Source organism: Rufibacter latericius (assembly GCF_003721515.1).
GTDB classification, from domain to species: domain Bacteria; phylum Bacteroidota; class Bacteroidia; order Cytophagales; family Hymenobacteraceae; genus Nibribacter; species Nibribacter latericius.
Window position 1 is genome coordinate 510,106 of the sequence record NZ_RJJD01000003.1, and the last position, 24,849, is coordinate 534,954.

Annotated in this window: 16 protein-coding genes; 10 read left to right on the forward strand and 6 right to left on the reverse strand. The window is 53.2% G+C overall.

The features are described from left to right. Positions 1–141: 141 nt before the first annotated feature. Together EFB08_RS07700 and EFB08_RS07705 are read right to left on the reverse strand one after the other, a co-directional pair. Positions 142–954, reverse strand: coding sequence for an enoyl-CoA hydratase/isomerase family protein (locus EFB08_RS07700; protein ID WP_123126416.1), 813 nt, complete (start codon positions 952–954; stop codon positions 142–144). Positions 955–1,131: 177 nt separating this feature from the next. Then, positions 1,132–2,340 carry a lipase family protein gene (locus EFB08_RS07705; protein ID WP_227006253.1) on the reverse strand — a complete coding sequence of 403 codons (1,209 nt, stop codon included), beginning with the start codon at positions 2,338–2,340 and terminating at the stop codon, positions 1,132–1,134. 188 nt (positions 2,341–2,528) lie between these two features. On the opposite strand from EFB08_RS07705, the gene trxA reads away from it, so the two are divergent. After that, on the forward strand, positions 2,529–2,837 hold the full coding sequence (gene trxA, locus EFB08_RS07710; protein WP_123126354.1) for a thioredoxin: 309 nt from the start codon (positions 2,529–2,531) through the stop codon (positions 2,835–2,837). 212 nt (positions 2,838–3,049) lie between these two features. On the opposite strand, the gene EFB08_RS07715 is transcribed toward trxA, so the two are convergent. Together EFB08_RS07715 and EFB08_RS07720 are read right to left on the reverse strand one after the other, a co-directional pair. Further along, entirely contained in the window at positions 3,050–4,444 is a 1,395-nt protein-coding gene (locus EFB08_RS07715) for a sensor histidine kinase (protein WP_123126355.1), read from the reverse strand. After that, on the reverse strand, positions 4,434–5,810 hold the full coding sequence (locus EFB08_RS07720) for a sigma-54-dependent transcriptional regulator (RefSeq protein WP_123126356.1): 1,377 nt from the start codon (positions 5,808–5,810) through the stop codon (positions 4,434–4,436). The genes EFB08_RS07715 and EFB08_RS07720 overlap by 11 nt, the downstream gene beginning before the upstream one ends. Before the next feature lie 362 nt (positions 5,811–6,172). Between EFB08_RS07720 and EFB08_RS07725 the strand changes: the two genes are divergently transcribed. The 8 genes from EFB08_RS07725 to EFB08_RS07760 all read left to right on the forward strand — a co-directional run bounded on the left by EFB08_RS07725 (position 6,173) and on the right by EFB08_RS07760 (position 20,681). After that, positions 6,173–6,883 (forward strand): ABC transporter ATP-binding protein, encoded by a 711-nt coding sequence (locus EFB08_RS07725; RefSeq protein WP_123126357.1) that lies wholly within the window; start codon positions 6,173–6,175, stop codon positions 6,881–6,883. 277 nt (positions 6,884–7,160) lie between these two features. Beyond that, on the forward strand, positions 7,161–9,590 hold the full coding sequence (locus EFB08_RS07730; protein WP_123126358.1) for an ABC transporter permease: 2,430 nt from the start codon (positions 7,161–7,163) through the stop codon (positions 9,588–9,590). 84 nt (positions 9,591–9,674) lie between these two features. After that, positions 9,675–10,142: a DoxX family protein gene (locus EFB08_RS07735; protein WP_123126359.1), complete on the forward strand. Its 468-nt coding sequence runs from the start codon at positions 9,675–9,677 to the stop codon at positions 10,140–10,142. 33 nt (positions 10,143–10,175) lie between these two features. Then, positions 10,176–12,575: an ABC transporter permease gene (locus EFB08_RS07740; protein WP_123126360.1), complete on the forward strand. Its 2,400-nt coding sequence runs from the start codon at positions 10,176–10,178 to the stop codon at positions 12,573–12,575. 91 nt (positions 12,576–12,666) lie between these two features. Further along, complete coding sequence (locus EFB08_RS07745; RefSeq protein ID WP_165864828.1) at positions 12,667–15,087, forward strand: ABC transporter permease; 2,421 nt, start codon at positions 12,667–12,669, stop codon at positions 15,085–15,087. A gap of 303 nt (positions 15,088–15,390) precedes the next feature. Beyond that, positions 15,391–17,256 (forward strand): M61 family metallopeptidase, encoded by a 1,866-nt coding sequence (locus EFB08_RS07750; protein ID WP_165864829.1) that lies wholly within the window; start codon positions 15,391–15,393, stop codon positions 17,254–17,256. A gap of 303 nt (positions 17,257–17,559) precedes the next feature. Further along, complete coding sequence (locus EFB08_RS07755; RefSeq protein WP_227006254.1) at positions 17,560–19,845, forward strand: TonB-dependent receptor; 2,286 nt, start codon at positions 17,560–17,562, stop codon at positions 19,843–19,845. Further along, the gene (locus EFB08_RS07760; RefSeq protein ID WP_123126362.1) at positions 19,845–20,681 is read left to right on the forward strand and encodes a DUF4249 domain-containing protein; all 837 of its coding nucleotides are present in this window, start codon (positions 19,845–19,847) and stop codon (positions 20,679–20,681) included. Before EFB08_RS07755 ends, EFB08_RS07760 begins: the two co-directional genes overlap by 1 nt. A gap of 250 nt (positions 20,682–20,931) precedes the next feature. Here EFB08_RS07760 and EFB08_RS07765 read toward each other — a convergent pair whose 3' ends face one another. Then, positions 20,932–21,750 (reverse strand): purine-nucleoside phosphorylase, encoded by an 819-nt coding sequence (locus EFB08_RS07765; RefSeq protein ID WP_123126363.1) that lies wholly within the window; start codon positions 21,748–21,750, stop codon positions 20,932–20,934. Positions 21,751–21,921: 171 nt separating this feature from the next. Continuing rightward, positions 21,922–23,691, reverse strand: a complete 1,770-nt coding sequence (gene sppA, locus EFB08_RS07770) for a signal peptide peptidase SppA (RefSeq protein ID WP_123126364.1) — start codon at positions 23,689–23,691, stop codon at positions 21,922–21,924. A 367-nt stretch (positions 23,692–24,058) separates the two neighbouring features. On the opposite strand from sppA, the gene EFB08_RS07775 reads away from it, so the two are divergent. Then, positions 24,059–24,649, forward strand: a complete 591-nt coding sequence (locus EFB08_RS07775; protein ID WP_123126365.1) for a hypothetical protein — start codon at positions 24,059–24,061, stop codon at positions 24,647–24,649. Positions 24,650–24,849: the final 200 nt, after the last annotated feature.

Sequence of the window (24,849 nt, forward strand, 5' to 3'; positions counted from 1 at the left end):
CCATTTGTTTAAACTATCTTCTGAAGCTTTCTTTTCTTTCAGGCAAGAATACGTAAAACACCCCTTAAATGTAGGAAAAGTGGCTAACTTCTTTCCCTTTCCTTCTGTCTTCCTTTGTAGGGAACTGTTAATACTTCCAATTCACCAGGTCATGGGTTGTTTGTCCAGGAAAGCCTGAATACCCAATTGACAGTCATCAGTGGCGCGGCCCAGGGCGTTGCGTTCTACGGCGTACTCCAGAGCTTCTCTCAGCGGAAGTTCCTGTACCCGGGCAATCATCTCCTTGGTGACTTCCATGGATTGCCCCGAGTTCTGCACGCACAGGCGCGAAGCTAGTTCCTGCACACATTGGCTCAGTTCTTCCTCGGGCACTACCTCATTCAACAACCCAAAGGACTTTGCTTTCTCCGCCGGAACCAAATCGCCGGTGAGCAGGAGTTCTTTGGTCCGGGCCTCCCCTATTTTGCGCAACAGAAACACTTTCACAATGGCCGGAAGAAACCCAATCTTTACCTCAGTGAACCCCAGCCTCGCAGAGGGCACCGAATAAGCGAAATCACAAACCGTAACCAATCCGCAGCCGCCGGCAATGGCGTGCCCGTTCACCTGGGCAATTACCACTTTCTTGAGGGTATAGATCAGGTAGAAAAGCTGCATGAGGTGGGTGGAGTCCTCCAGGTTCTCGGTGTAGGTGTTGTTCTTCAGCTGCTGAAGGTACTCCATGTCAGCACCCGCGCAGAACACCGGGCCCGATGCCTTCAGGATAACGACTTTGCAGGAATCGTCATTCTCGGCGGCGTCAAAAGCCTGTTTCAGTTCGCTGACCATCTCATAATTGAGCGCGTTCCGTTTTTCGGGTCGGTTCAACGTAATGGAGATCACCCTTTCTGAGCGATGATAATGGATGTATCGGAAAGCGAGGGTCGCTGGAGTGGGGAGTTGCGGTTGTTCCATTTCCATGTTTACGAAGCTTGCTCTTTTAGGATAAAAAAATTAAAAAGCCCTGCCTTAAAGCTTCCCCTTATGATTGAACAGCTCATTCATTTTTAAGTTTAGAAGCCGTTTTCCAGAAAAGACACAAAAAAGCCCGACCTCCTGAGAGGTCGGGCTTTCAATGGTAAAATCTTCCTTTTACAGGCTTCTGATGCCTTCAAACCAAGGAATCAAATCCTTGATCATGGGTTCTAAGCTGCTGAAGTGCGTTCCGCCTTTCACCGGGATAAATTTAACGTCAGAAGCGCCGGCGGCTTTCATGGCATCGTAGGTCACCTGTGAGTTCACGAACGGAACCATGGTATCGGCGGTGCCGTGGTAAAGACGCGTGGGGCTTTTGGGCACGAAGGTTTTCAAACTATTGTTTTTTAAGGCCTGCTTTAACGCCACCTCACCATCTCCCCGGAGACCAGCCAGGAAAGTAGGGTTAAACAGCTTTGCCGGGTCTTTGGCCAAGGCACTGTTGATGGAAGAACTGGTTCGTGTTCCGTCAATCAGCTCCTGGATACGGGTGGCATACGGCTCCTGGAAAAAGTCGGTGAGCGGACGGTTCCAGTTGTAGGTTTTGTTGTACGCCTGCAGAATAAAGGCCAAGTTGGCCGGGTAGTCATACGATTGCCCCGAGATCACGCGGGACAGCATTCCTTCCAAGTCGTATCCGCCGGCTCCAGCGCCAGATGCGGTGACGGCGAGGTCGTGCTCCTCGTTTTCCTCAATTTCTTTCTGCGCCGCCAAGGTTACGTAACCGCCTTCTGAGTAGCCCGCCATAAACAATTGGTCAGAGGCCTTGATATTATTTTTCTGGAAGTACGATTTGCCGGCCTTGATCATGTCTACCACAGCCAAGCCTGAGTGCTTCACGTCATAGTAAGGGTGCAGAATCTGCTTTGACTCGCCATAACCCAGGTAATCGGGTACGAGGGTCAAATACCCGGCCGCACCAAACGCCTCAAAACCGGTCAAGGAATTGATCTGAAAGTTACTGGGAGCGTATTTCTGGTCAAACGTAGTGCCGTGGTGGGCACTCAACAAAGGGGCCGGAGCGGTGAGGTTCAGAGGCACCACCATCAGGCCTGAGGCACGCACCTCTTGCCCGTTGTACTGGGTCAGGTACACCAAGCGGTACACATCTACATCAAACTTCACCAGCTTCGCCAGCTCTGGCTGCCCATTACTGATAGCCACTTCCCTTAATCCAGCGGCTTGGATGGTCGTCAGTTTTTCTGCCGAGACAAAGTGTTCTTTCTGGGTTTGCTGTACCTGCTGGTTATCCAGCACCTCAGATTCCTTGCAAGAGGAAAACCAGGAGGAAACGGCTAGCAGGAAAGATAAAAATATCGTTTTCAAGATTTTGCTGCGTTAGGTGAGTATTATTTACTAAGGATACCAGCCGGCCTAAAGTTCCTTTCAGGGGATACGTTTCGGGCCTTTTTTCCTTAAAAACAGCTTAAAACAGAACTTGTTTTAGTTCCTCTGGCTTTTACCTAAAATTGTCTTTTTCCGTATAAACTGGCTGAAACAAGACAGAAAAAACCATGCCTAAAAAATCATTCCAGGAAATCATCAACAGCCCGGGCATGCCGGTGTTGGTTGACTTCTACGCCGACTGGTGCGGCCCCTGCAAAACCATGGCCCCAATCCTACAGCAAGTGGCTCGGCAGTACGAGGGAAAACTAAAGGTGATTAAAATTGATGTAGACAAGAACCCGGCTGTGGCGCAACAATACCGGGTACAGGGCATCCCCACGCTGCTGCTGTTCCACCAGGGAAAACAACTCTGGCGGCAGTCTGGGGTGGTACCGGGCCATCAGTTAAGCCAGGTGGTGCAACAGCACTTGCCATAATAGAGCGTTTTCATGCTGGTTTTGAGAAATCAGCATGAAAACGCGGATAGAATAATTTTTGGATTGAAAGATAACTTTGGCGCCTTAGATGGATTAAGACACTTTAAGGACCTTCGGACACTACGAGGTCTGTTGAACCCGCAACCATGCTAAGGCTTTACTTACCTGGATTGCTTTGTCAATCAAAAAGTAACAATCAGCAATCGAGTAAATCAACTCTCCACCAATTCTTTGGTATGAATCAGGGGTAAGGTCAAATGGAAAGTGGTTTGAACGTGGGGAATGGAAGTGGCGTGCAGCACCCCGCCGTGCTGGCGCACAATCTGGCGGGACAAGCTTAACCCAATACCGGAGCCCTCGGGTTTGGTGGTGTAGAAAGGAATGAAAATCTGCTCCTGAGACTCTGCCTCAATGCCCGGGCCATTGTCTATCACCTCAATCCTGACCATGTGCGGCTGTTTGTGGTCCTGGGCGGCCCGAAGAGTCACGGCGGGGAATTCAACTATACTACAGGCTTCCATTGCGTTTTTAAGCAGGTTTAGGAGAACTTGCTCTAATTGCTCGGCATCGGCGGAAAGCCACAGTGGTTCCTCGGGTAATTGAAGGGTAAAGGCAATTCCCCGGCTTTTCATCTGGGCTTCCACCAGTCGGCTTACGTGACCGCAGAGCGCTTGCAGGGAAAGTTCTTCCAGGTGGGGCGGCGGTACCCGCGTGAGGCGACGGTAATTCTCCACGAAGTGCTGCATGCCACGGGTCCGTTTTTCAATGGTGCGCAACCCCAGTTGCAGGTCTTCCATGATGTCTTCCTCCAGGTACCCGGCCTGGGTAACGGGCCTCAGCTCAGATTGCACCAAATCACTGATGGAGGAAGTAAGCGAAATAATGGGCGTCACCGAGTTCATGATCTCATGCGTGAGCACACTGATTAGCTTTTTCCAGGACTCCAGTTCCTGCGCCTCCATCTCTGAACGGATGTTCTGAAACGACATAATCCTGACTTCCTGTTCCTGGAGCCGCAATTCGGTGACATGCACCGTCAAGAGTACTTCCTCGGTGAGTTGCCGCAGCCTGATCAGGCGGGCTTCGTTGCGGGGTTCGGCAAACGCCACTTCTGCAAGGGCCGGATACATGCGCTCTATAGAATGGATGTTCTGCAGAAAAGGCAAATCCAGCAGACGGTGGGCGGCTTTGTTCATGAGCTGTATGTGCCCCTCGGCATCAAACGTGATCAACCCGATGCGCAGGTGTTCCACCACGCCCTGCAGGTAATGGTGATGAATCTCTTTTTCGGCCTTAATGCGGGCGAAGGCCCCGGTGATGTCATTGAACATGCGGTGCAACTCGCGGTACTGCGGCGGAGCCCCTTCCACGGCAAACCGCTGGGTGAAATCTGAATGCCTGATGGCCAGCAGAAACCGGATCAGATCGCGGTTGGTGCGCTGCACGTACTCAATCAGTTCCAGGATTTGGCCCACCGCCAGCACCAACAGGCAGAACAAAGAAATGTACCATGCGTGCCGAAGCCCCACGTACAACGCTGCCAGCAGGGTAAGTGACAAAAGCACCACCCGCACCGCCACCCGCACATTGAAGTACCTATAAACCATGTTTTTCTATCCGGCGGTACAAAGCGGTGCGGGTGATTCCCAACTCCCTGGAAGCGTGCGTGATGTTGCCGTTGTGCTTCATCAGTGCCTGCTGCACCAGGGTTTTCTCTACATTGCCCAGGGTGGCCTCAGTCTCCAGGGTGACCAGGTTATGAGTCGAAGGTTCGGCTAAGTACACATCGGAAGGATGCAGTTGGCCCGGCTCGCTCATGATCACGGCCCGTTCCATGGTGTGCTCCAACTCCCGGATGTTGCCCGGCCAGGAATAGCCCAGCAGTTTCTGCAGAACCACCTTCTCCAGCCGAAGGTTTGGTTTTTGGTACTTTTTGGAAAAACTGGCCAGAAAATGCTCAGCCAGCGGCTGAATGTCTTCCTTTCGTTCACGTAGCGGCGGCAAATGAATTTCCACGGTGTTGATGCGGTACAGCAAATCTTGCCGGAAACGGCCCTGTTTCACCATCTCGTACAGCGGCATGTTGGTGGCGCTCACCAGCCGGATGTTCACCGGCCGCGGCCGATTAGAACCTACCGGGGTAATCACCCGGCTTTGCAGCGCCGTCAGCAATTTGGCCTGCAGCGGCAAGTTCAAATTCCCGATCTCGTCCAAGAACAGGGTTCCGCCCGAGGCGACCTCAAAGCGGCCGGCGCGGTCTTCCTTCGCATCGGTGAAGGAGCCTTTCACGTGCCCGAACAACTCGCTTTCAAACAGGCTTTCGGTTACGGCGCCTAGGTCCACGGGAATAAAAACTTCTTTGGCGCGGTGCGAGAGCCGGTGCAGCAGGCGGGCCGCTACTTCCTTGCCCGTTCCGTTCTCGCCCAGGATGAGCACGTTGGCATCGGTGGCGGCTACTTTCTCCAGGGTCTGGTACACGCGCTGCATGGCCGGCGAGGAACCCACCAGTTCCACACCCGGTTCGTTGAGGGTTTGGTTCAGGTGTTGCTGTTTTGTGCGCAGGCTCTGCACCTCTGAGGTGGACTGCCGCAGTTTGCACGCCGAGGTCATGGTAGCCAGCAGTTTCTCATTGTGCCAGGGCTTCACCACAAAATCGGTGGCTCCTAGTTTCAGGGCCTGCACGGCCAGGTCAATATCGCCGTAGGCGGTCATCATCACCACCACGGCCTGCGGGTCTACCTCCAGAATCCGCTGCAGCAAATCAAGCCCCTCGCGGCTGGAAGTAGCCCCGGCAGTATAGTTCATGTCCAGCAGGATCACGTCATAGGGCTCTTTCTGGAGCAGTTCTGGAAGTCGCTGCGGATTGATTTCGGTGCGTACCAGCGAGAAGTGCTGTTTCAGGAAGATGCGTCCGGCGGTGAGGATATCTTCCTGGTCATCCACTATCAAGAGGCGGCAGGGTATTTTGCTCATGGGGCAAGGGGTATTTCAAAGGTGAATGCCAAGGTATTACAAGTAGGGTGCCACAAAGGCCATTTCGGTTCTTGGCTTGGCCTTACTTACTGTTTATCAGTTGCTTCTGCCAACCCCGGTTAGGGTTGCGGAGGAGGGGGTGTACGCTTACAGACGAATAAATGTACGAAACCGTGCACTTTCAGGCAAGAGCATAACCATAGATCCACCAAAGAAGCTCATCGTCTGCACCTTACCTCTTTTGGCATTGCATTTGGAAGCTGTTTTCTGCGATATGGCTCCGGCCCGGCCTCACCGTTTAGGGCCTGTAATCCGGAAAACCGCGCAAAACCATCACCCACTAACCCGCCAAGAAAAGAACCATGCTAAAAACCGTCAACCTCCAGAAGAAATACACCACCGATGAAGTGGAGACCACTGCCCTTAACGGCATTTCCTTTGAAATAAAACAAGGCGAGTTTGTGGCCATGATGGGACCCTCTGGTTGCGGCAAATCCACGCTGCTCAACATCATTGGGCTGCTGGACAATCCTAATAGCGGCGAGTTCTGGTTTCTGGGCCAGGAGGTGTCCAGAACCTCTGAGCGGCAGCGGGCGAACCTGCGCAAAGCCCACATTGGGTTTGTGTTCCAAAGCTTCAACCTCATTGACGAGCTTACCGTGCAGGAGAACATTGAACTGCCGCTCATCTACCAGAAGATGTCAACTAATGAGATAAACCAACGGGTGAACGAGGCCATGGAACAGATGCAAATTGCGCACCGCCGCAACCACTACCCCCAACAGCTCTCCGGTGGGCAGCAGCAGCGGGTAGCCATCGCCCGGGCGGTGGTAGGTAAGCCCGCCCTCCTCCTCGCGGATGAGCCCACCGGTAATTTGGACTCGGCCCACGGCCGCGAGGTCATGGAACTGCTCAGCACCCTCAACGAGGCCGGCACCACGGTAGTAATGGTAACCCACTCCCCTTCCGATGCCGACTACGCCCACCGCATCATCCGCCTGCTAGACGGCCAGATTGTGACCGAGAGCATTACCGAGCGGCACGCCGCCCGAGTTCTGAGTCCGGAGTTCTGAGTCCGGAGTTCTGAGTCCTGAGTTGAAAACAAAGATTGTTGAACTGCTGGCGCGAGCCTCCGGCTCGTGTCCGCTGGCATTCCAGATTCCAAGTTTGGAGATTGATTCGGCCATAGATATATCCAATATGCGTGCGGACACGAGCCGGAGGTTCGCGCCAGCGACAGCAACGATGGAAGCCTTCCGTTTAGGGCTTTTTTTCAGAAAAACAGGCTTAATCCACCCCGCGTTTCCTTGACTCAAGACTCAGAACTATAGACTCAGAACTCTTCACACAATGTTCAAAAACTATCTGAAAGTGGCCTGGCGCAATTTGGTGCGCCAGAAGATCTACTCCACCATCAACATCGCCGGGCTCACCATTGGCATCACGGCCTGTATTTTGATCTCGCTGTACGTGCTAGACGAGTTCAGCTATGACCGCTACCACGCCAACGCAGACCGCATCTACCGCGTCACCCGCGATTTCAAGTCTGATGACGGGAGCGTGAGTCTGGCGCTGGGGCACGTGGCCCCGCCGTTCGGGCCTTTGATAGAACAGGATTTCCCTGATATTGAGAAGGTGGCCCGGGTGCTGAACACCCAGGTACTGGTAGAGGACAAGGAGCAGCAGAAAGCCTTCAACGAGAAGCGGGTGTACTTCGCGGAGCCGGAGTTGCTGGACATTTTCACCATTCCCATGCTCAAAGGTGACGGCAAGAAAGCCCTAGCGGAGCCTTACACCCTGCTCATGAGCGACGCCATGGCCGAGAAATATTACCCCGGCGCCGACCCTGTTGGCAAAGTGCTGAAGGTGTACAGCCAATTCTCGGTGAAGGTGGGCGGCGTGTACAAGGCGTTTCCGGCCAACTCGCACATGCACCCGGACTTCCTGGTGTCCTTCACCACCTTAGCCGATACCGCCATCTACGGGGCCAACCAATTGGCTACCAATTTTGGGAACAACTCCTTCGGGACGTACTTGCTGCTGCCCAAGAACTACCCGGCTCAGAATCTGCAGGCCCAGTTCCCGGCTTTCCTGGACAAGCACCTGGGTGAATCTGACCACGCCCGCTCCCGCAAACCCTCTGAGTTTACGACCCTGCACCTGCAGAAAGTCACCGATGTGCACCTGCGCTCGCACCTGGACTCTGAGGAAGAACCCAACGGCGACATCAACACAGTCATGATTCTGAGTGCGGTGGCGCTGTTCATTTTGCTCATCGCCTGCATCAACTACATCAACCTTTGCACTGCGCGCTCCACGAGTCGCGCGAAGGAAATAGGCATTAGAAAAGTAGTGGGCGCGCATCAGCAGACCTTGGTGGGGCAGTTCCTGATGGAGTCTATTTTAGTGGCGATCTTATCTACCATTCTGGCCTTGGGCTTAGCCGAGGCGCTTTTGCCCTGGCTTAACAATTTCACGGGTAAAACGCTGGCGCTGGATTTGTTCTCGAAGCCTTACATGCTGGGCATTATCCTTTTGCTTCCGTTGATCATCGGGGGCATGGCGGGCTTGTACCCGGCCGTGTATCTCTCCAAGTTCAGGCCGGTGGTCGTGTTGAAAGGCTCCCTGAGCAGCGGCGCCCGCAACCCGTTCTTGCGCAAAACGCTGGTGGTGGCGCAGTTCTCCATCTCCATCGTGCTCATCATCGCCACGGGCGTTATCTCGCAACAGTTGACCTACATGCAGAACAAGGCGTTGGGGTTTGACAAGGAACGACTGGTGGTGTTCAGCTTTGACAACGGCCTTACCGATAAATACGAGGCCTTCCGGAACGATCTGGTGGCCTCGGCCAACATCCAGAACGTGGGTCGCTCGCTGCTGGTGCCCTCAGACCGGTTGCTCAACTCCATGGGCGCCTCAGTGCAGCGCGGCGATTCCTTGCAGGGCACCAGTCTGGCCATCCGGTTTGTGAACGTAGACCATGACTTGTTTCAGACCTACGGCGTGAAACTGGCGGCGGGCCGCAACTTCCTCAAAGACCACCCGACGGATACCTCTTCTTTTATCCTGAATGAATCCTCGGTGCGCATGATTGGCTGGAAGAGCCCGCAGGATGCCATCGGGCAGACCTTCAAGTACGGCAACATTAAAGGCCACGTCATTGGCGTGGTGCGGGATTTCCACTTTGAGTCTATGCACGAGGCTATTTCACCCATGGTGTACCTCCTGCCGCCCAATAACCAGAACTACAGCAACATCACGGTAAAGTTCAAGGGAGATCCGCAGGAAGCGCTGGCGCACATCCAAGCCACCTGGAAGAAATTCCTGCCCAGCACCCCATTTGAGTACCAGTTCATGGACGACATGTTTGGCAAGCTCTACGAGGCCGAGGTCCTGAAACAGCAGATCTTCACCATTTTCGCGGCCATTGCTATTTTCATTGCCTGCCTGGGGCTGTTCGGGTTGGCGTCTTATACCGCCGAGCAGCGTACGAAAGAGATCGGCATCCGGAAAGTGCTGGGGTCCTCGGTGCGGGAAATCATCCTGCTCCTGTCCAAGGATTTTGCCCTGCTGGTGATCATTGCCATTGCCCTGGCTTCGCCGATTGCCTGGTTCAGCATGGACCGCTGGCTGGAGGATTTCGCCTACCGCGTGCCGCTGAACTGGAGCACTTTCATCCTGACTGGGCTCATTGCCATGACCATTGCCATGCTCACCGTCAGTTTCCACGCCGCCAAAGCCGCTTTCCTCAACCCTGTGAAAGCCCTCCGGACAGAATGATTTATTGCTTCGTTTAGGGACTGATTTTGAAAAATCCGCCCCTAAACGAAGCAATCGCTTTTATCACCTCAACCCATTCCCTTTATGGAAGATCACTTGGCGCCTCACTCATTCTTGGACCGGTACAAACCGTACTCGGCGGTTTTGCTGCGTCTGGCGTTTGGGTTTCACTTGATTTATTTCACGCAGGACAATGTGTTCAGCTATGCGCGCATGCTGGAGTTCCGGGATTTTCTGGAGGTGCGGCATGTGCCATTTCCGTTTGTAGGGGCGATTGTCTCGGTGGCGGTGCAGTTTCTGTGCGGCATTTTCCTGATCGTAGGCTGGCAAGTTCGGATGGTGGGCTTTTTCATCCTGGTGAATTTCATTCTGGCTTTCATTATTGCGCACCGCGGACAGAGCTACGAGCAATTTTTCCAGCCGGTGCAGCTGATAGCAGTGGGTGTGTGTTTCCTTCTGCACGGCGCCGGCGCCTTGTCGTTGGACCATTTTCTGCACCAGCGGCGAACGGAACCGGAAACCGCCATACCCAAACGACAAGCAACTTTCTAAAAAGAACTCCTTCCTCAAAACAGACTTGACCTCATGATAAAAAACTACCTCAAAATAGCCTGGCGGAATCTGCTTCGGCAAAAAGCGTACTCGGCCATCAACATCATTGGGCTAGCCACCGGTATTTCGGCTTGTCTGCTCATCTTCCTGTTTGTGCAGCACGAGTTGAGTTACGAGAAGCATTTCTCCAAAGCAGACAGCACGTACCGGGTGGTGAACGACCTGATTGTGGACGATGAGATTGAGAAAGCTTCCCTCACCACCGGCGGTCTGGCCCCAGCCCTGAAAGCGGATTACCCCGAGGTGGAAACCGCCGTGCGCCTGGTCAACGGCGACAAGCAGGCTGTGAGCGTCAGTGATGATAAGGTTTTCTACCTCAACAACTCCTATTTCGTTGACAGCACTTTCTTCTCCGTTTTTGATTACGAGTTCCTGAGCGGCGATCCGGCTAAGGCCTTGGCGGCTCCCTTGTCCATGGTCCTCACCCAGGCTACTGCCGAGAAACTCTTCGGGAGTGCGGCGGCGGCGATGGGGCAGTTAGTGAAAATTCAGGGCGAGTCGTTCAAGGTAACGGGCGTGCTGGCTCCATCCGGCCCCTCGCACCTGACGCCAGATTTCTTCGCCTCCATGAGTTCACTGGGCAACGAGTTCATGCAGATGATGGAAGGGGAATGGGGAAACACCAACACGTACACGTATGTGGTACTGCGCAACCCCTCACAGATGGCTTCGCTGCAGGCGAAAATGGGCGATTTTTTCCAAAAGAGGGTAAAACCAGCCTACGACCAGATGCAATCCTCGGGCCGGGTAGACTACAAAATTCAGCCCCTGACCGATGTTCACCTCACCAACGACTGGTTGTATGAACTCTCACCCTCGGGCAACCGGTCGTACATTTTTATTTTCTCGGCGGTGGCCATTTTTGTGCTGCTCATTGCCTCCATCAACTACATGAACCTGGCCACGGCCCGCTCCGCGAAACGCGCGAAAGAAGTGGGTCTGCGCAAGGTAGTAGGCGCGCACCGTTCGCAGTTGGTAGGTCAGTTCCTGGGCGAGTCACTGGTGATTACGTTGCTGGCGGTTCTGTTGGCCTTGGCGCTGGTGGAGTTGCTGCTGCCTACGTTCAACGGCCTTACGGGCAAAAACATTGGTTCGTCTTACCTGCTCAACCCGGTGTTCGGGCTCACGTTGCTGGGCATTATTCTTCTGATTGGCTTGGTGGCGGGCAGTTACCCGGCATTCTTCCTGTCGGGCTTTAAACCGGTGGATGTGCTTAAATCAGACAAAGCGCCGCGGGGCAGTGGTGCGACCTTGCGCAAAGGACTGGTGATTCTGCAGTTCACTATTTCGCTGGTGCTCATCATCGGCACCGTGGTGGTCTACAGCCAGATGGATTTCCTGAAGAAAGCCGACCTGGGCTTCAACAAAGAGCAGGTGGCCGTAATTGACATTCCCAGCGGAGACACCACCCTCACGAGTAAACTGCCTTTGATCAAGAGTGAGATGCTGGCCAACCCGAATGTGACGCAGGTCTCGGCCTCGGCCCAGATTCCGGGTCAGGGCGCGGGGGTGCTCATTTTTATGGTGGAGCGCAACAACGCCATGGTGGAAAAAACCATGAACATGATGACCGTGGACTATGACTTCCTGGACTTGATGGGCATTAAGCTGAAAGCCGGCCGAAACTTCTCCCAGGACATGGGCACCGACCAAAGCGCAGGCTTCATCATCAACGAGGCGGCCGCCAACCTGCTGGGTTGGCAGGACGCCGTGGGCAAACGTATCGGGTTCAGTGACACTACCAGCGGCAAAGTCATTGGAGTGGTCAAAGATTTCAACTACACCTCACTGCACGACAATATTGCGCCGGTGGTACTGCGTGTGCGGCCCAGAACCTCAGGCTATCTGCTGGCGCGGCTCTCCGGCGAAAACTTTGAGGAAGCTTTGGCGCACGTGAAAACCACTTGGACTCGCTTTGACCCCAACCGCCCCATTGACCTCACCTTTCTGGACGAGAGTTTCAACGCGCAGTATCAATCTGAGGAGAAGATGCTCAGGATCTTCGGGTACTTCTCTATTCTGACCATCATGATTGCCTGCATGGGCTTATTCGGGCTTACGTCTTTCATGGCCGAGCTGCGCACGCGAGAAATTGGAATACGGAAAGTGCTGGGTTCCTCGGTGATGGGTATTGTGATGCTCCTGACCAAAGATTTTGCAGTGCTGGTGGTTATTGCCATCGTGCTGGCTTCACCCCTGGCCTGGTACGGCATGCAGAAATGGTTGCAGGAATTCGCTTACCGGGTGCCGCTGAGCCCATGGTTGTTTGTGGGGGCGGGCGTGGTGGCGCTGGCCATTGCCATAGCCACAGTGAGCGTGCAGGCGGCTAAGGCGGCTTTGTTAGACCCCATCAAAGCCCTTAGAAGCGAGTAACTGTTTAGGGGCTGTTTTCTAAGAAATGGCTCCTAAACGAAAACTATTTCAGAACTTAGGACGGCCTCCAGGGGCGCGATTTTATACCCGAATGCTCAGGAATTACCTCAAAATAGCGTGGCGGAATCTGCTGCGCCAAAAAGCGTACTCGGCCATCAACATCATCGGGCTGGCCACCGGTATCTCGGCGTGCCTGCTTATTTTTCTGTACGTGGGCCACGAGCTCACATACGAGCGCAACTTCCCTGATGCCGAGCACATTTACCGGGTGGTGAGCCGCGTGAATTTCCACGGCAACAATGACCTGTTTTCGCTTTCCCCCAAGCCCCTCGCCGACCACCTGCGGCGGGAAGTTCCGGAGGTGAAAAAAGTGGCCCGTCTGGCGCCTTCTTTCAAACAGACCATCTGGAAAGACCAGGTACCGTTCCTAGAGGATAAATTATTTTACGCCGATAGCACGTTCTTCCAGGTGGTGCCCTACACGTTTTTGGCCGGAAATCCGGAAACCGCGCTAAAAGCTCCCAAAACCATCGTGATCTCAGCCGAACTGGCCCAAAAGTATTTCGGGGGAACGGAGCAAGCGCTGGGCAAACCCCTGCAATTCAGTAAAAACCAGTACACCGTCACGGGCATTTTCCAACCCGAAAAGCACTCGCACCTTCTGGCCAATGCCTTTCTTTCCATGGTCACCCGCGAAGAAGCGGAAAGAGCCGGGAAAGATACCGAGACCATTGCCCAGGAACAAAACGAGTGGATTTTCTTTGCCTACTACACCTATTTCACCCTCCACAACCCAGCGGCTTTGCCCACGTTTGAGCAAAAACTGGCCGATTTGGTGCAACGGCGGGCGGTGCCCTGGATGAAGGAAAACCAGATTACGGCCTCCATGGAACTGACGGTGCAGCCCATCACAGACATTCACCTCAACAATGATTTCCAGACCGATATCAGCCCTTCGGGGAGCCGCTCTTACGTGTACATTTTCTCCATGGTGGCGGTGTTTATTCTGCTCATTGCCTGCATCAACTACATGAACTTGGCTACGGCCCGCTCGGCCAATCGGTCCCGCGAGGTGGGTTTGCGCAAAGTGGTGGGCGCGCACCGGACCCAAATCATGGGGCAGTTCCTGGGCGAATCCATCCTGATTACGCTCTTGGGTTTGATTTTGGCGCTGGCCATGGTGGAGCTGTCTTTGCCGGTCTTCAACCAACTCACCGGGAAAGAATTCGCCCTTTCCTCATTCCTGAACCCCAACTTCGGTTTGCTGGTGCTGGCCATTCTGCTGTTTGTGGGTCTGGTGGCGGGCAGTTACCCAGCTTTCTTTTTGTCTGGGTTTAAACCGGTGGAGGTTCTTAAATCTGACAAAAGCCCGAGGGGCAGCAATGCCTGGCTGCGGCGGAGCCTGGTGGTGGTGCAGTTCACCATTTCACTCGTCTTGATCATCGGCACGGCCGTAGTGTACAGCCAATTGCAGTTCCTGAAAAACAAGAGCCTGGGGTTCAACAAAGAGCAGGTGGTTGCCATTGAAATGCCCAAAGCGGATTCTGTCACCTTGAGTAGGATGCCGGTGGTCATGCAGGAACTGACCCAAAACCCAAACATCCTGCAAGTGGCCACGGTGAATGATATTCCCGGGGAAAAACTGTCCCGGCTGCTGCTATTGGTGGAGGACGAGGCCGGCGCCGAAATAGACAAGACCATGAACGTGATGTTCGTGAGCTACAACGCCCTAGAACTGATGGGCATTGAACTCACCGAAGGCCGTACGTTCCAGAAAGGCATCCCGACGGATGCTAAGGGAGCCGTGATTGTAAACGAGGCCGGGGCCAAGTGGCTGGGCTGGAAAAATCCCCTCGGTAAGCGCGTACAGGTGACAGACCATGATGCCAAAGTAATTGGGGTAGCCAAAAACTTCAACTACACCTCGCTGCACAACCCCATTGAGCCGCTCATGATCTTGCCCATCCCAGAGGGGAGCCGATATCTGCTGGCCAGGATTAGCCCACAAAACGCAGAAGCCACGCTCACCTTTCTGGAGCAGAAATGGAAAGCCTTTGCTCCCAAGCACCCCATGGAATACTTTTTTCTGGACGATTATTTCAACCGGCAGTACCAGGCCGAGGAAAAGATGCTGACGGTTTTCGGGTATTTCGCGGCGTTGACTATTCTCATCGCTTGCCTGGGCTTGTTCGGGCTGGCTTCTTTCACCGCCGAGCAGCGCAAAAAAGAGATCGGCATAAGAAAGGTGCTGGGTTCTACGGTGGTGGAGATTGTGCTGCTGTTGTCCAAGGATTTTGCGCTGCTGGTGCTGCTGGCCATTTTGATCGCCTCGCCGTTGGCTTGGTACGGCATGAAGAACTGGCTCCAGGATTTTGCCTATCAGGTAAATTTAAGTCCATGGCTGTTCTTTACCGCCGGGTTGGCCTCGCTGGTCATCGCCGTGGCTACCGTCAGTTTCCAGGCGGCCAAAGCGGCGTTGCTGGACCCTGTGAAATCGCTCAGGAGCGAGTAACCTGTTTCGGGTCTGTTTTTTAGAAATCGGCTTTAAAATGGAAGGCTTTGTTTTCCTTTTCCGGGTAAAGCTGGCGGTGCGTATGGTAAAAGGTCCGGATCGTTGCTAAGGGTGCGTTTCGGTTTTAGGTACAGTTTTACAAAATCAGGCCAGAAACGAATATGTAAGTTTCCGGGCCGCCCCACGACTAAAGAACTGCGGGGAACAGACGTTTTCCCTATAATTGAAACCTGATTCTTCCGGTATAGACACCTAAACCCGATAACTTTCGTTTTCTTAGCATTCCAACACCTATAAAACTATATGTTGAAAAAATCATTGGCGGCCCTGGCGTTTGCCGCTCTCTTGCATTCTCCCCTGCTGGCGCAGAGCAACGCCACCCCTGCTTACCGTTTTTCCGTGGACCTGGGGCAGGTCAAAGACGATAAACTGCAGGTAACTCTGATCACCCCAGATTTCAAAGAAGACGAAGTCCTCTACCAGATGCCCAAAATGGTGCCCGGCACCTATGCTGTCTATAATTTCGGGAAGTTCGTCTCTGACTTCCAAGCCTTTGACAAGAAAGGCAAAAAGCTGAGCGTGGAACGCCTGGACCAGAACACCTGGAAGATAAAGAAAGCCAAAAAACTGGCCCGCCTCACCTACCTGGTAGACGACACCTGGGACACGCCCAAGAAAGAGGACATCGTGTTTGAGCCCGCCGCCACTGATATTGAGGAAGGCAAGGTGTTCCTGATCAACACGCACGGGTTCTTCGGGTACTTCTCCAACATGACCAAGGCGCCTTACCAGATCACGGTAAACAAACCGCAGGACTTCTACGGCGCTACCCCGCTCAGAGCCACCAGCTCTACGCCAACGTCAGACACGTACCTGCTCCAGAACTACAACGACCTGGTAGATGCGCCCATGCTGTACAGCCGTCCGGACACGGCCATGCTCAAGGTGGGCAACGCCGATGTACTGATCGCTACGTACGCTGCCGGAGGCGGAGCCCGCTCTAAAAACTTGGCCGAGAACATCAAACCTATTCTGGAAGCCCAACGGATGTACCTGGGAGGAACCCTGCCGGTAGACAAATATGCTTTCCTGATCTACATTGACAACAAGCAGAACCGCACCGGAGCCTACGGGGCACTGGAGCACTCGTATTCCTCGGTTTATTATTTCCCAGAGATGCCTCCGGCGATGCTGGCTGAACAAGTCCGGAACATCTCGGCGCACGAGTTCTTCCACATTGTGACTCCTTTGAACATTCACTCCGAGGAAATCGGGAACTTTGATTTCAGCAACCCCAAGATGTCCAAACACCTTTGGATGTACGAGGGCGTGACCGAGTATTTTGCGCACCACGTGCAGGTAAACCAAAAACTCACCGAGTTACCTGATTTCCTGACCGAGCTACGCAACAAGATCATTGCCTCGCAGCAGCAGTACAACGATGCCCTTTCCTTCACTGAACTAAGCCTGGGCGCCCTTGACAAGCACGAGAAACAATACGGCAACGTGTACCAGAAAGGCGCTTTGATTGGCATGGCCCTAGACATCAGGCTGCGGGAGCTCTCGGGCGGCAAATACGGCATCCGGAACATGATGAAAGACCTGAGCCGGACCTACGGCAAAAACCAGTCGTTCAAAGACGAGGAGCTGTTTGACAAAATCACTTCCCTGACGTTCCCCGAGGTGCGCGACTTCTTCAAGCGCTACGTGGAAGGTAACGAGCCCCTGCCGTATTCCGAGATCTTCCGGAAAGTGGGTATTACGTACCAGCCAACGGGCACCCAGAAACGCATTTCCCTGGGCAGACCTACCATCGGGTATGACCAAGCCTCGGGGCACCTGGTGGTGGCCAGCATTGAGAACCTGAATGCTTTTGGCAAGCAGTTGGGCTACAAAGCCGGCGACCAGTTATGGCAGATCAACGGCGAGGACCTGAACCTACGCAACGCCACGGACATCATGAACAAGCACGTGGTGAACGCGAAGGAAGGTACCCCAATTGCGGTGACCGTGGGGCGTAAAGACGCCAATGGTACCGTGAAGCCTGTAGTACTTAAAGCCAACCTGGTCGCCGCTGAGGAAACCGTTTCGCACCTGCTCACGCCGGACACTAACGCTACTCCGGCCCAGTTAGCCTTGAGACAAGCTTGGCTGTATTCTAACTTGTAATCTCTACTTGATAGGCAGTGCCCGTTTCGGGGGTGTTTTCAGAAAAACGCCTTTGAAACGGGCACTGCCTTTTTGAGGAATGTTAAAGATATTGCCCCGGAAAATTCTAGCCTACCTACCCTTCCCCTCGGCTTATTAAAACAGTTGATTTAATCTGCTATCTTTAAGGGAACGTTGCCTAAACCCCTGAAAACATATCAGGGGTTTAGGCGTTATGTGTTAAATCTGACCACCTCAAGCGTGCACACTCTCTACAGAAACTTTCCTGTAAAGGGACCAGTACCCCTGCGTACTCTGTTCTTTTTGCTTTTCCTTCTCCTGCCTCTCTCCTTTACCCAGGCCCAGGACCGTGTGACCCTGAGCGGTACCTTGCGTTCTGCCCTTACCGGCGAAGTGTTGATTGGGGCCACTGTGGCAGTAGCCGGCACTACCAACGGGGTAGAAACCAATACCAACGGGGTGTATGCCCTGAACCTGGTGCCCGGCACCTATCAGATCCAGTTCACTTACATCGGATTCCAGACTTTAACCCAGGAGGTGGTACTCCGGAAAAACACCCGTCTGAACGTTGAACTGCAGGAAGCCGCGAGCCAACTGGGCGAGGTAGTGGTAGAATCTGAGCGGAACACGTTTCAGGAGCGACTCACCACGCCCCAGATGAGCATGGAAACCCTTTCCTCACGTGAGGCGAAGTTGCTGCCGGCGCTCTTTGGCGAAGTAGATATCATCAAAACCCTACAACTGAAACCCGGCATCCAGAACGGTGGCGAGGGCAGCAGCGGTCTGTTTGTGCGGGGCGGAAGCTCAGATCAAAACCTGGTTTTACTGGACGATGCCCTGGTGTACAACCCCAGCCACTTGTTCGGGTTTTTCAGCGTGTTCAACCCAGATGCGGTACGCGGGGTGGAACTGTACAAAGGCGGTTTTCCGGCCCAGTTCGGTGGCCGGCTCTCCAGCGTGCTGGACGTGAAACTGCGGGATGGTAACCGGAAGGAAAATGATGTATCCGGCGGAATTGGCTTGATTGCCTCTCGCCTCTCGGTGGAAGGGCCAATTCAGAAAGACAAGTCCTCATTCCTCATCTCGGGGCGCCGCACGTACGTGGATGTCTTTACCCGATTGATCAACAAATCGCAGGAAAGTGACCCGGATTGGAGTCCTATCCCCGATTACTATTTCTACGACTTCAACGCGAAAGCCAGCTTTGAACTTGGTCCCAACGACCGGCTTTTCATCAGTGGCTACTATGGCCGCGATTTCTTCAAATTCAACGACGAGGACTTCAACTTCAATTTTAACTGGGGAAACAAAGTGGGTTCAGCACGGTGGGCGCACCAGTTTTCGCCCCGTTTTTACGTAAATACCACGTTTTCGGCTTCTAATTATGAATACGCCATTAAAAACGAACTGGATATTTACTCCTTCAGCCTCACCTCCCACATCACTGACCTTACCCTGAAATCTGACTTCGAGTACATCTCCTCGGAGCATCACCACCTGCGGTTCGGGGGCTCGGTGACCGATCATCGGTTTACCGTGGGTCGGCTGGAAGCCAACAGTCAGGATGGATCGGTGAACGTGAATGCGGGTAATAATTACCGAGGGCAAGAATATGGTGTTTACGTCTCCGATGACTGGACCTTTAACCCCGTTTTCACCCTGAGCTACGGCTTGCGCCTGTCTGGTTTCCTGGGCAACGGCAAGAACTTCGTGGGCCTGGAGCCCCGGGCGGCGGCTAGCTACCGTCTTTCCGAAACGCTTACTCTCAAGGCAAACTACACCCGCATGTTCCAGTACGTGCACCTGATCTCCAACTCCGGGGCCTCGCTGCCCACCGATATCTGGTATCCGTCGAGCCCCGGCGTAAAACCGCAACGCTCCGACCAGTACACCATTGGCCTTACCAAGCTGCACAAAGGCAAATACCTGTTCAGCACCGAGGCCTATTACAAGAAAATGAAGCGCCAGTTGGATCTGCGCGACGGGGCCGAGATCTTCGGGAACAATGACCTGGAGCAGGAGTTCGTGTTCGGCACCGGCGACAGCTACGGCCAGGAGTTCTACGTGGAGAAGAAAGAAGGCAAAACCACTGGCTGGATAGGCTACACGCTTTCTTGGTCTAACCGCACCTTCCCAGACATCAACAACGGCAAGACCTTCCCTACCCGCTTTGACCGGCGCCATGATATTTCGGTGGTAGCCATTCAGGAAGTGAGCAAGCGCATCAGTGCCACGGCCACGTTTGTGTACGGCACCGGCAATGCCTACTCCCTGCCCGTGCAGCGCTTCATTTTCCAGGATGTGAACGGCGAAGATTATACCGTGATTCCGGTGTACCCAGAGCGTAACTCCTTTAGGCTAGCGGCTTATCACCGCCTGGACCTGGGTCTGGTGTACAAACTCCGCCCGAAACGTGGTTCTTCTGACCTTACCCTCAGCGTGTACAACGCCTACAACAGACGCAACCCTTACTTCGTGTATTTCGAGACCATCAAAGACGAGGAAAACGACCAGATCACCGGTTTTGTGGCTAAGCAGGTTTCCTTGTTCCCGGTGATCCCGTCCATTACCTATAACTTTAAATTCTAATGGGAACTCCCTTTTCTCTGCGGGCCGCTTTCTCTTCCCTGCTCTTAGCAGGGCTGATTTCTTCCTGTGACATGGAACAGGAGATTGCCGTGCCCTTGCCCAACCTGCCGCCTCAAATGGTGGTGGAATGCTACCTCATCAACAACGAACCCATGAAGCTGGCCTTGCAGGAGTCATCGGGGTATTTTGCGGGTCCTGAGGCCCTGCTGGTGGAGGGCGCCACCGTGACCATCTCCAAGAACAACGAGGAACCGGTAGTTCTGAAAGACACCTTGATCGTGGATGAGGAAAACGAAAAGGTTTACACCCATTTCAACCGTAGTTTGGTGAGTGCCGTGCCCGGCGATGTATTCAAACTGGTCATCACCGATACCAAAGGCCGCCGGGTAACCGGAACTACCACGGTCCTGCCCCCTGCTCCCATTGACAGCGTAGGCTACAAATTCAACAGCAAACCCGAGGAAAGCCAGGAAGCTTATCTGATGGTGCGCTGGCAGGATGATGCGGCCCAGAAAAACTTTTACCGGCTTCTGGCCCACAAAAAGGACAGCGTGGGAATAGACAGCCAACTAGACGCCGAGGTGAATGACCGCTTGCGAAACGGAGAGAAAATCACCTACACCACCACCTACCGCTTCGACCGGAACGATACTTTAACCATTAAGCTGTTCCACCTTGACCAGGCTTACTACGACTTCATCAGCAGCGTAGAGGATTCCCGCCGAGCCAACGGCAACCCCTTTGCCCAGCCTGTCACCATTAAATCAACGGTAGCCGGTGGGTACGGCATTTTCACGCATCTGAATTACGATTCCAGGGAATTGATCATCAAGTAAGGTTGTAACCCGATATTACTAAAGCCCAAGAAGAAGCGGCTCCGAAAAATTTCCGGAGCCGCTTCTTCTTGGGCTTTATACTTTGAGGGACTGTTTTAGAAGAGTTTTGCGAAAACACCTCCAAAACCGGAGGATAAAAGTTGGCAAGGGAAGGCCTATCTAGTTCGCCCCCAAGATCCTTCCAGGATGACAAAGGAGAAGGAAGCAAACTTCTAGATAAATCCTATAGACCCAGGATTCAGAACTCACCTCAGTCTTGTCGCTTGATAAGTTCTTTGATGAGCAGGGTCATGTTGGGTTCAGCTTTAGCGGCGGCTTCCAGAATGTCTTTTAGTATGACTTTCTTGATTTTGCCCGGCACGCAGAGGTCGGTAATAACGGAGACGGCGAAGACGGGCAGGCTCATGTGGACGGCGGCGATCACTTCGGGCACGGTGCTCATGCCCACGGCATCGGCCCCGATGGTTCTGATGTAGTGGTATTCGGCTTTGGTTTCCAGCATGGGACCCGGGGCGCTGGCGTACACACCGGTTCTCACCTGCAATCCGTTTGCTTCGGCTACTTCCAGGGCTTGCTGTACCAGGAGTTCGCTGTAGGGTTCACTCATGTCGGGGAAACGGGGACCGAGTTCGTCCAGGTTCTTCCCGATGAGCGGGTTGGTGGGTAACAAGTTAATGTGGTCGGTAATCACCATCAGGTCAGAGGTGTTGAAGTCGGGGTGCAGTCCGCCGGCGGCGTTGCTCACGAAAAGCTTCTGGATGCCCAACAGCTTCATCACCCGAATCGGGAACACCACCTGTTCCATGGAATAGCCTTCATAGTAGTGGAAACGCCCTTGCATCACCACTACCGGACGGCCGCCCAGCTCCCCGAAAATCAGCTTACCGGAGTGGCCCTCCACGGTAGATACCGGAAAATGCGGGATATCGCCATAATTCAGGCTGTAGGCAATTTGAATATCCTGGACCAGAGCGCCCAGGCCGGTACCCAGCACAATGCCGAAATGTGGTTGAAAGTTGTCTGTTTTCTGACGGATGTAATCGCAAGCTTCTTGCAGGGTTTCAATCATGGTAATTGGGTAAGTCGCTTTGGGGCTGTTTTCGGGGAAACGGCCCCAGAACGGGTTCATAAAGGGGGCGGAAAGGTCGTAAAAAATTGGGAAAACCTTTTGTTTGGCTTGCTTAAAAACAAAAAAGGCTGCCTTTTGGCAGCCTTTTCAGGAGAAGTTCTATTCTGGTAGTTAATTGATTTCGATCTCAAAAGGCAGACGAGCCTGAATCCCCTGCATTTGCATAACGCGTTTGTACTGCAGGTAATAAGGCAGCATCTCGCCCAGTTCTTGCCGTAAAGAATACATTTTTACCTGAGACTCGGTATCGGAAAGCAGGTTGTCCATGAAGGTTTTCTGGGCCGGCAAGGTGCGCAGGCGGTACTCCCCTTCCTTAAGCTTGGCTTTTCTGGCGGCAATGGCAATGGCTTGCTCCATGCCTCCGAGCACATCCACCAATCCTCTTTCCTTGGCTTCAAGCCCAGACCAAACCCGACCGGAGGCTAATTTCCGAAGATCAGCCACAGGCATGTGCCTTGACTGGGCGGCTTTGGTGGTAAAGTCGTTGTAGATGCGTTCTACTTCGCGCTGGATGTGCATTTTCTCATACGGCGTCATGGCGCGGGTCACGGAGGGCACGTCTGAGAATTTACCGGTCTTCACGCGGTCTGTGGTAATACCCAGTTTGTTTTTCAAGAAGTTCTCAGAGTTGACCATCATGCCAAACACGCCAATGCTGCCGGTAATGGTAGTAGGATGCGCCACAATGGTATCACAGGCCATGGCAATGTAATATCCGCCGGAGGCGGCTACATCAGACATAGAGGCAATGATCGGTTTTACTTTCTTGGTGAGCATCACCTCGCGCCAGATTACGTCTGAAGCCAGCGAACTACCGCCCGGCGAGTTGATGCGCAGTACCACGGCCTTCACGTTTTTATCAAGACGGGCCTTCCGGATGGCTTCTGACATGCCCTGTCCGCCAATGCTTTCATTATCGCCTTTGCCGCCTACAATATCGCCGGAGGCATAGATGACGGCTATTTTGTTTGAGGACGAGCCCGATTTCTTCTCGGTGTCGGCTACTTTCTTGTAGGTTCCCAGGTTGACCAGCTTCAGCTCCTTGTCTTTCTTAACGCCGGTTTTGCTTTTCATGAAGTCGGTGGCTTCATCATAATAGCCCAGGTGCGTCACCAAGCCATGGCGATAGGCGTCCTGCGCGTTATGCACCAGCATGGAATCTGACACGTTTTTGAGGTACGCGAAATCTTTCTTGCGGGAAACGGCAATGTTTCTCAGCATGAAATCATTCAGGGAATTCAGGAAAGACTGGGTCTGCTCGCGGCTGGGCTCACTCATTTTATCCAGGATGAACGGCTCCACGGCGCTTTTGTATTCGCCTACCTTAAAGATATACGGTTGAAGATCCAGCTTCTCCAGGGTGCCTTTGAAGAACATCACCTCAGAGCTCAACCCGTTCAGCTCCATGGTGCCTTGGGGATTCAGGTAAAACCGATCGGCCACGGAGGCAAGGTAATAGGCTTTCTCGGTGGAGAACTCGCTGTAGGCAACCACAAACTTCTTAGATTTCTTGAAGTCCAGCAACGCATTGCGGATTTCTTCTACCGATGCCATACCGGCCTGAAGCAGATCCAGGTTCAGGAAAATGCCTTTGATGTTGTCATCAGCTTTGGCCTTCCTGATAGAGGCTTTGATTTCATCCAACCCGATACCTTCCTGCCCGAACATATCCCCGAAACCAAACTCGGCAAACGGGTTACGGGGGGCGCGTTCCACTACCGGCTGACCCAATTTGAGCTCCAGCACAGAACCTTCGGCAATGCTGACATCATCACTGGAGGAGGTTGCCGCGGCAATGCCCAACAAGAGCAGGAAGCCTATGAAAAAAAATAAAAACAGGCCCACAAAGGTGGCCAGTACAAACTTAAAAAACTGTCGCATAATGAATATTTCCTTCTGAAAACAGCGCACAGGCCAAGCCTATGGTGTTGCTTCATTTGTCGTAAAATAGGCAGAAAACTTACAAATCCCGTGGCTTCTTCCTTTCCTTTTCAGGAGGCATGCTGCTTTAAAACAGATCGGCCGAAGATTTATTTCACCTCTTCTTGCCTTAATGCTTTCATCTTCAGAAGATTCCTTCTTAGCTGAGAAAAGGCCCAAAAAACTAATTTTGAAACCTCCTTTGGATGAAACTGTTGTTTGGGCTCTTCCCTGGTTCCTTTCTACCCAGCCAGCAATTTTTAGTTTACCTTTTAGGCGATTCCGCGTACTTTCAGCAAAAACCGGCATCTGCCGTATATAGGCTTACATGAATAAATGGATACTAGCGGTGCTTCTTGTTTTAGCCTCGTTCTCAGGGCAGGCGCAATACAAGCGGAACCTAAACATCAAGTATTTCGGGCTGACGTTGCATCCTAAAGGCGACGATAACGCCGAACTGATGCCCCTGAACCCCGATGGCAAAGGCTACCTGGTTGTGAACATTGGCGCCAGTGTGGGGTATGAGCATTTTTTTGTGCCAGGTAAGTTCTCCGTCAAAGCGATTCAAGCTTTTTACGCCGATTGCGCTATGCGTTTTGCCGGGTTCACCCATTTAGGGGTGCGGGCAGTGGTCTTCAACATTGGGCGGCACTCCTTGAACGGAGGCATTGGCCCTACGCTGGTGTACCGCCGCAACTGGGCAGAACTGGACGGCTACAACGTGTCTACCTCTTTCTTTGGCGGCGAACCAGATGACAAATGGCAGTACAAGATGATTTGGTACGCCGGGGAGTTTGAGTACAACTACCGCCTCTCTGACCGCGTGGATTTCTCTACCTCCTTTGTGCCCGGCTACCCAGACATCATGAGTCTATCTTTTGGCGTGCGCTACTGGCTCAAAGATAAAGTAAAGGAGTAAAGGGAATCTCTCCCGTTTTGGTGCTTGTTTCCCGAAAACAAGGCCGAAACCATTTTACCTTCGGGTGTCCTTGTTTGGAAAGTCTTACCGGGAAGGATAAAACATGAAAACCCCTCCTAGCGGGAAGGGTTTTCATACACCTACACATCAACAATCATCCAAACGTATTTCTTGTTTCCATTTACAGCCCGAAATTTGAA

Coding starts and splice junctions, on each gene's coding strand:
- EFB08_RS07700 (WP_123126416.1), bottom strand. CDS start 954: ATGGAACAACCGCAACTCCCCACTCCAGCGACCCTCGCTTTCCGATAC.
- trxA (WP_123126354.1), top strand. CDS start 2,529: ATGCCTAAAAAATCATTCCAGGAAATCATCAACAGCCCGGGCATGCCG.
- EFB08_RS07715 (WP_123126355.1), bottom strand. CDS start 4,444: ATGGTTTATAGGTACTTCAATGTGCGGGTGGCGGTGCGGGTGGTGCTT.
- EFB08_RS07720 (WP_123126356.1), bottom strand. CDS start 5,810: ATGAGCAAAATACCCTGCCGCCTCTTGATAGTGGATGACCAGGAAGAT.
- EFB08_RS07725 (WP_123126357.1), top strand. CDS start 6,173: ATGCTAAAAACCGTCAACCTCCAGAAGAAATACACCACCGATGAAGTG.
- EFB08_RS07730 (WP_123126358.1), top strand. CDS start 7,161: ATGTTCAAAAACTATCTGAAAGTGGCCTGGCGCAATTTGGTGCGCCAG.
- EFB08_RS07735 (WP_123126359.1), top strand. CDS start 9,675: ATGGAAGATCACTTGGCGCCTCACTCATTCTTGGACCGGTACAAACCG.
- EFB08_RS07740 (WP_123126360.1), top strand. CDS start 10,176: ATGATAAAAAACTACCTCAAAATAGCCTGGCGGAATCTGCTTCGGCAA.
- EFB08_RS07745 (WP_165864828.1), top strand. CDS start 12,667: ATGCTCAGGAATTACCTCAAAATAGCGTGGCGGAATCTGCTGCGCCAA.
- EFB08_RS07750 (WP_165864829.1), top strand. CDS start 15,391: ATGTTGAAAAAATCATTGGCGGCCCTGGCGTTTGCCGCTCTCTTGCAT.
- EFB08_RS07760 (WP_123126362.1), top strand. CDS start 19,845: ATGGGAACTCCCTTTTCTCTGCGGGCCGCTTTCTCTTCCCTGCTCTTA.
- EFB08_RS07765 (WP_123126363.1), bottom strand. CDS start 21,750: ATGATTGAAACCCTGCAAGAAGCTTGCGATTACATCCGTCAGAAAACA.
- sppA (WP_123126364.1), bottom strand. CDS start 23,691: ATGCGACAGTTTTTTAAGTTTGTACTGGCCACCTTTGTGGGCCTGTTT.
- EFB08_RS07775 (WP_123126365.1), top strand. CDS start 24,059: ATGAATAAATGGATACTAGCGGTGCTTCTTGTTTTAGCCTCGTTCTCA.